This is a genomic window from Sphaerochaeta sp. S2, assembly GCF_016406725.1.
Classification (GTDB): domain Bacteria; phylum Spirochaetota; class Spirochaetia; order Sphaerochaetales; family Sphaerochaetaceae; genus Sphaerochaeta.
In genome coordinates this window covers 1-6,137 of the sequence record NZ_JAEKNT010000503.1, presented here as the reverse complement: position 1 = coordinate 6,137, position 6,137 = coordinate 1, and the positions used below count along the sequence as shown (strand labels likewise).

The 6,137-nt window shown below is 47.8% G+C and carries 6 protein-coding genes; 3 read left to right on the top strand and 3 right to left on the bottom strand.

Annotated elements, in window-relative coordinates; all coding sequences use genetic code 11:
• Nucleotides 1-102 precede the first annotated feature (102 nt).
• Both xylB and xylA read left to right on the top strand, forming a co-directional pair.
• On the top strand, nt 103-1,581 hold the full coding sequence (gene xylB, locus JF818_RS14640) for a xylulokinase (protein WP_198892709.1): 1,479 nt from the start codon (nt 103-105) through the stop codon (nt 1,579-1,581).
• Between the two features lie 9 nt (nt 1,582-1,590).
• The gene (xylA, locus tag JF818_RS14635) at nt 1,591-2,919 is read left to right on the top strand and encodes a xylose isomerase (protein ID WP_198892708.1); all 1,329 of its coding nucleotides are present in this window, start codon (nt 1,591-1,593) and stop codon (nt 2,917-2,919) included.
• Here the strand turns inward: xylA and JF818_RS14630 are convergent.
• From JF818_RS14630 to JF818_RS14620, 3 genes are read right to left on the bottom strand one after another with little or no spacing between them, the layout of a single operon-like run.
• Nucleotides 2,916-3,824 carry an AEC family transporter gene (locus JF818_RS14630; protein WP_198892707.1) on the bottom strand — a complete coding sequence of 303 codons (909 nt, stop codon included), beginning with the start codon at nt 3,822-3,824 and terminating at the stop codon, nt 2,916-2,918. The genes xylA and JF818_RS14630 overlap by 4 nt on opposite strands.
• Before the next feature lie 41 nt (nt 3,825-3,865).
• A complete protein-coding gene (locus tag JF818_RS14625) occupies nt 3,866-4,831 on the bottom strand; it encodes an aldo/keto reductase (RefSeq protein ID WP_198892706.1) in 966 nt (321 codons plus the stop codon).
• Nucleotides 4,832-5,680 (bottom strand): VIT1/CCC1 transporter family protein, encoded by an 849-nt coding sequence (locus tag JF818_RS14620; RefSeq protein WP_198892711.1) that lies wholly within the window; start codon nt 5,678-5,680, stop codon nt 4,832-4,834. It abuts the gene before it with no gap.
• Nucleotides 5,681-5,816: 136 nt separating this feature from the next.
• Here JF818_RS14620 and JF818_RS14615 point away from each other — a divergent pair, with 136 nt between their 5' ends.
• The gene (locus tag JF818_RS14615; RefSeq protein WP_198892705.1) at nt 5,817-6,104 is read left to right on the top strand and encodes a Trp family transcriptional regulator; all 288 of its coding nucleotides are present in this window, start codon (nt 5,817-5,819) and stop codon (nt 6,102-6,104) included.
• Nucleotides 6,105-6,137 lie beyond the last annotated feature (33 nt).

Sequence of the window (6,137 nt, the reverse complement as noted above, 5' to 3'; positions counted from 1 at the left end):
CATCTAATAGTTCCATAAGTCAATAATACATATGTTTTCACAATCTTGTCTATGGTAATCGTGTCTTTGATGGGTAATGCTATAGCAAAGGAGAGGATTTGTATGCAAGTTGTTATAGGAATTGATACTGGCACCCAGAGCACCAAGGTACTCTGTTATGATGCCGAGACAAAGCAAGTCCTGTTGACCGTCAGTGCCTCCCACGAGATGGAGAGTCGGGATGATGGGACACGTGAGCAAGAAGCTGTATGGTATCTGGATGCAATCAGATCCTGCTTTGCCCAGATAGATCCAAAGATCAAGGAGAAGGCAGTCGCAATCGGCGTCTCTGCACAGCAACATGGGTTTGTTCCCGTTGGGAAGGATGGAGAGGTGCTTGCTCCAGTCAAACTCTGGTGTGATACCTCAACCCAAGCACAGTGTGACGAACTTACGCAGAAACTCGGGGGAGAAGAGAGAGTGTTCGAGCTCCTGGGAAACCAGATCCTTCCCGGCTATACCTTGTCCAAGATTCTTCACTTGAAACAACATCGGCCAGACGCATATGCAAAGCTGGCTCATATCCTTCTTCCCCATGATTACATCAATCTATATCTGACGGGAGTCTACAGTGCTGAAGCAGGTGATGCTTCCGGTACTGCATTCTTTGATGTAAAGAACAAAGCATGGAGCAGGGAAGTACTGCTGGCGGTGGATGAGGAGCGTGATCTCTATAGCATGCTGCCACCGATTACCAAGGCAGGGGATGCAGCTGGCAAGGTACAAGCATCAACGGCAAAGGAGCTTGGCATTCCACAAGGGATTCCTGTCTCCTGTGGTGCAGGGGACAATATGGCAGGAGCCATTGGAACCGGTTGTGTAGGAAAGGGCGATCTGACCATGAGCATGGGTACCAGTGGTACGCTGTTCGGATACAGTGATGATTGCATTACCGACCGAAAAGGCAGACTTGCAGCCTTCTGTTCTTCCACCGGTGGGTATCTGCCACTGCTCTGTACCATGAACTGCACCATTACCACAGAGTCAGTGAGACAGCTCTTCGGCTATGATGTAAAGGAACTTGACAGGCTGGCTGAGAAGGCTCCCATTGGATGTGAAGGGGTAACTATGCTTCCTTTCTTCAATGGAGAGAGAGTACCTAACCTGCCACACGGAAAGGGAGTGATCGCAGGTCTGGATATGGGGAATATGAAGGTTGAGAATATTGCCCGAGCAGCCTTGGAAAGTTCCATCTATGCCATGAAGGGTGGATTGGATGCATTTGGGGAGCTTGGCTTTATCCCCAAGCGGATCATTCTCACCGGCGGTGGGGCTAAGAGTGCTATCTGGAGACAGATCGCATGTGATGTGATGCAGTTGCCGGTTTCTGTACCAGAAGTCGGAGAGAGTGCTGCCTTTGGAGCAGCTCTCCAAGCATTATGGACCCTCAAGGGAGGATCGATTGTGGACCTTGCATCAGAGCATGTGCGATTTGATGATGCAAAGGGTTGTGAACCGAATAAGGAATCAGGAGCGCAGTATGCGAAGGCATACGAGCGTTATCAATCGTATGTTGAGGCGATGACGCCTTTATTTCAGTAGGAGGATGTAATGGAATATTTTGTCGGAGATCAGGAATATTTTAAGGGAATCGGAAAGATTGCGTTTGAGGGAAAGGGAAGCAAGAACCCGCTCGCATTCAAGTATTATGATGCGAAGAAGATGATTGGCGGCAAGACAATGGCCGAGCATCTTCGCTTTGCAACTGCCTACTGGCATAGCTTCTGTGCAGATGGTACGGATCCCTTCGGTAGTTCAACGATGGACTTCCCCTTCAGGAAGTCTGACCCATTTGCGAATGCAGTTGCCAAGGCTGATGCAGCTTTCGAGTTCTTCACCAAGCTGGGGACTCCCTACTATTGTTTCCACGATGTGGATGCTTCTCCCGATAGTGAAGATGCAGTGACCTATGAGAAGACGTTTCACAAGATTGCTGACGAATTGCTCGCAAGGCAGAAAGCAAGTGGCGTAAAATTGCTTTGGAATACTGCAAATGTATTCACGCATCCTATCTACATGAACGGAGCAGCAACCAACCCTGATTTCAATGTTGTCGCCCGTGCAGCAGTGCAGGTGAAGAACAGTCTGGATGTGAACGTAAAACTCGGTGGACAGAATTATGTCTTCTGGGGTGGTAGAGAGGGGTACATGAGTCTCTTGAATACCGACATGAAGAGAGAGCAGGACCATCTGGCACGATTCCTTACAATGGCACGTGACTATGGACGGAGTATTGGATTCAAGGGAACCTTCCTGATCGAACCAAAGCCGATGGAACCGACCAAGCACCAGTATGACTATGATGCTGCCACCACAATCGGATTCCTCAAGGAGTATGGTTTGGATAAGGATTTCAAGTGCAATATTGAAGCCAACCATGCAACCTTGGCAGGACATACTTTCGACCATGATCTGTTGGTCTCTGCAAGTCATGGCATGCTCGGTAGTGTTGATGCAAACCAGGGGGACCCGATCAATGGATGGGATACTGATGAATTCCCGACCGATGTATATGCTACCACGATGGCGATGTTGGTCATCTTGCGGCATGGTGGACTGGGTAGCGGTGGCCTGAACTTTGATGCAAAGAGAAGGCGTAACTCCACCGACCTTGAAGATCTCTTCATCGCTCATATCGGTGGTATGGATAGTTTTGCTCTTGGTCTTGAGGTTGCCCACAAGATCATCGATGAGGGATTGTTCGATACATTCGTCAAGAACCGCTATGCTTCATTTGATGCAGGGGATGGAAAGAAGTTTGAAGATGGTTCCATGGACCTTGCATCTCTGGCTGCTATCGGTCGCAATGTTCAGATCGAGAAGCGAAGTGGGAAGCAGGAGTACCTGAACAATCTGGTAAACTCCTACCTCTTCGGCTAGGTAACCAAAAGAGAGAGGATGGTAAAGCTGGCAATGCTTGCCAAGACTGAGAGAGAAGAGGTAAAGGAAGCAAGCTTCTTCTCATCAGTCAGCTTTTCAAGAAAAGCTACCGAACTGGTAGCACTTGGACTGAATACGACGAAGACAAGGGTTGTCTTGATGATCTGGTTGAAATCGGTATGAACGATGAAATACCAGGCCATCAGGATACCCATTCCGTATCGTATGGTCAGTAACCCCAGCGTATACTTGATCCAACTCTTTTCAAAATGGATGTCCAACATTATCCCGATCATCAACATAGCGATGATCGGGTTTGCTTTTCCTATCGCCACCATCCAGTCTTGGAGAAAGAGAGGTAACCGAATGTGGGCAAATGAGAGCGTGATCATGACCAAATAGGTGATGAACGGAACACTGGTGAAGAGTTTTCTTATGATGTCAGTAGTTTCTGGACGTTTTCCCTGGGAGACAGAACTGGCTAGAGAGTAGGTCAAACCTGTGGTCATCAGTGCATTGCCCAGGTCGAACAGAGAGGCTGCAACCAAGGCTTGGGCACCGAAGAGGGATTGGATGAAAGGGAAGGAGAAGTTGCCAACGTTATAGGTTGATCCACTCAGGAGTGCATATGCCTTCAGTGAATTGCTCTGCTTACACATAAATAGGTAGGAGAGAGAGGCGAGCAGTATGTTCGCCCCAATTCCATAGGCAACCAACACCAGCAGTGAATAATCCATCGTGAAGGTGTTGAAGCTAGCCACGATAGCTGCTGGAAGGGTGATATTCAAGCTAATGCTGGACAGCGTGCTCCCTTCCTTCTCCGTAAATAATCCGATCCGCTTCAGGATCTGGGCAAGGATTATGATGAAGAGAAAGAGAGCAACCTGAGTGAGGGATTGCGTCATGAAGTGTATCCTACTGTCTCACCGTGTTAGATACAAGCAAGTTAGCGAAGATCTTCGCTCAAGAAGGCGATTTGTTCCTCCCTTAAGATCAGATCACTCCCAGCGAGGGTTTCTGTGATCTGGGCTATCTTGCTCGATCCAGCAATTGCAATGGTTGGATTCTTCTGGCTTGTCAGATATGCCATTACTATCGCTGAGGGAGATACATGCAACTGGGAGGAAAGCTTCTCCACCTTGGGCACCAGGGCCAGGTTGATGTCAGTAAGGAATCGATGTTTTGCCCTCTCGCTGAGCGATTCTGTCTTACCTGCTATCACTTTGGAGAAGAGCCCTTTTGCCTGTGGTGAGAAACACATGACTGGCATGGATTCCATCTCATACCATTGTCTCTGTTCCTCTGTCATGCAGACCAAGGTATCATCACCCCAGGTCTCAGGTGTGCAATGGGCAAGACTCCACTGGATTTCACTGATTGAAAATACTGGCTTTCCGTGTTTTTTTGCCCATGTGTTGGCCTGTGCAATCCTCTCGGTGGTCCAGTTCGATGCTCCGAGGTGACGAACCAGGTTTTTCTCTACGAGCTCACCAGCCATGTCGATGATTTCATCAGCTGGCATTTCAGGATTGTCCCGATGGAAAAACCAGATATCCAGATAATCTGTTCTCAAGGAGTCAAGACTTTGGTTGATATCCAGCATCATGTCAGCTCTGTTGATTCTGCTTCTGTGCATATCTTCCTTGTATGGATGACAGCCCTTTGATGCAACAACCATCTTTTCTCGAGAACCAGTTTCCTGCATCCATTTGCCAAGAACCAATTCACTGCTGGAGAGTGTGCCTGCCTTGCCTTGTCCATAGATATGGGCAGTGTCGAGGAGATTCCCTCCTGCCTCTGCAAAAATATCCAACTGCTTCAGTGCAATCTCTTCGCTGATGGACTCGCCGTAGTGGTCGCACCCGAGGGCTGTCTGTGAAAGCTTAAGGTTGTTAAATTCAAGGTATTTCATTTAGATATCAATTCCCAGGAATCGCTTGACGAGGATTCCGATCACAAACGATATGGCAGCAACACCGAGACTGATGAGTGCCATTTCCAAGAAACGTTTCCCAAAGGGAAGGTCTTTTGCTACTGCAGTATAATAGGTAAAAAGCATAATGATGACAATGACGACCACCAGCATGATAAGCAAGGCGGCCATATAGCTATCAAGAAGCAAGTAGGGGAGAACCATGAAGGCTACGGTGAAGAGATAGGCAATGCCTGTGTACATGCTGCTCTTAGCAGCATTCTTTTCCCCGCTGTTCTTCGCAGATAGGTACTCGCTGGATGCCATGGAAAGGGTTGCTGAAATACCGGTTATCAAGCCGGATAGGGCAATGAGGCGGGTGTTCTGCAACGCGAAAGTCAATCCAGCCAGTGTCCCGGAGAGTTCGACAAGTGCATCGCTTAAGCCAAGAACCATTGAACCGATATATTGCAAGCGTTCCTCATCGAGCATTGCAAGTAGTTGTTGTTCGTGTCTGTCCTCATCTTCACTGATCTGTTTTGCCTGGGGTACTTCAGCGATCAGGGAACGGTAGGCCTTGGTGGCTTTGTCCTCTCCTTTCTCCATTTTCTTCAGTACGAAGGTATATCCAAGGATGAGTGCCATGAAACTGTAGAACCAGAGCTTGATTCTATTGATTTTAACTTCCTTGCCAGTCAGTTTCTGCCAGATTTTGGCATGCCGGAGTTCCTCATCGGCAATGCGACGCAATACATTGCTGTTATGTTCATCCTTCACCCGGGATGCGAGAAAGCTGTAGATTCGATGTTCGGTCAACTCTCCCTGTTGTAGAAACAGGAGAACACGCATTGTCTTTTTGCTATAAGTATTCTCACTCACTCTATTGCTCCTTGGCCGATAGTATAGCTAGCGCTGAATGTTTTGCAAATAGCGTTGCTTGACCGCTTCTGTTTCTCTTTGTAGTATGAAATGAAACGGAGGATCCATGGATACTGAATATAAGGATTTGATCGAGGTCTTTAGTGCAACTAATAACCCTGAGGATATGGCAAAGTTGTTTGAGGAGATGCTCACACCAAGTGAGCGAAAGGCGATTTTGCTTCGCTGGAATTTGATGAAGGACCTCTATCAGGGGCTTCCTCAGCGTGAGATTGCTTCCTCATATGGTATCTCCTTGTGTAAGATCACAAGAGGGTCGAAGATCCTTAAGCAAAAGGATTCCTATTGCAAGAAGATTCTCAGCGATCGATATGATGATCACCTGCATATCTGATCAGTAAAGGGAGTTCCTCAACTCCATTTGGTG

Coding starts and splice junctions, on each gene's coding strand:
- JF818_RS14630 (WP_198892707.1), bottom strand. CDS start 3,824: ATGACGCAATCCCTCACTCAGGTTGCTCTCTTTCTCTTCATCATAATC.
- JF818_RS14615 (WP_198892705.1), top strand. CDS start 5,817: ATGGATACTGAATATAAGGATTTGATCGAGGTCTTTAGTGCAACTAAT.
- xylA (WP_198892708.1), top strand. CDS start 1,591: ATGGAATATTTTGTCGGAGATCAGGAATATTTTAAGGGAATCGGAAAG.
- JF818_RS14620 (WP_198892711.1), bottom strand. CDS start 5,680: ATGCGTGTTCTCCTGTTTCTACAACAGGGAGAGTTGACCGAACATCGA.
- JF818_RS14625 (WP_198892706.1), bottom strand. CDS start 4,831: ATGAAATACCTTGAATTTAACAACCTTAAGCTTTCACAGACAGCCCTC.
- xylB (WP_198892709.1), top strand. CDS start 103: ATGCAAGTTGTTATAGGAATTGATACTGGCACCCAGAGCACCAAGGTA.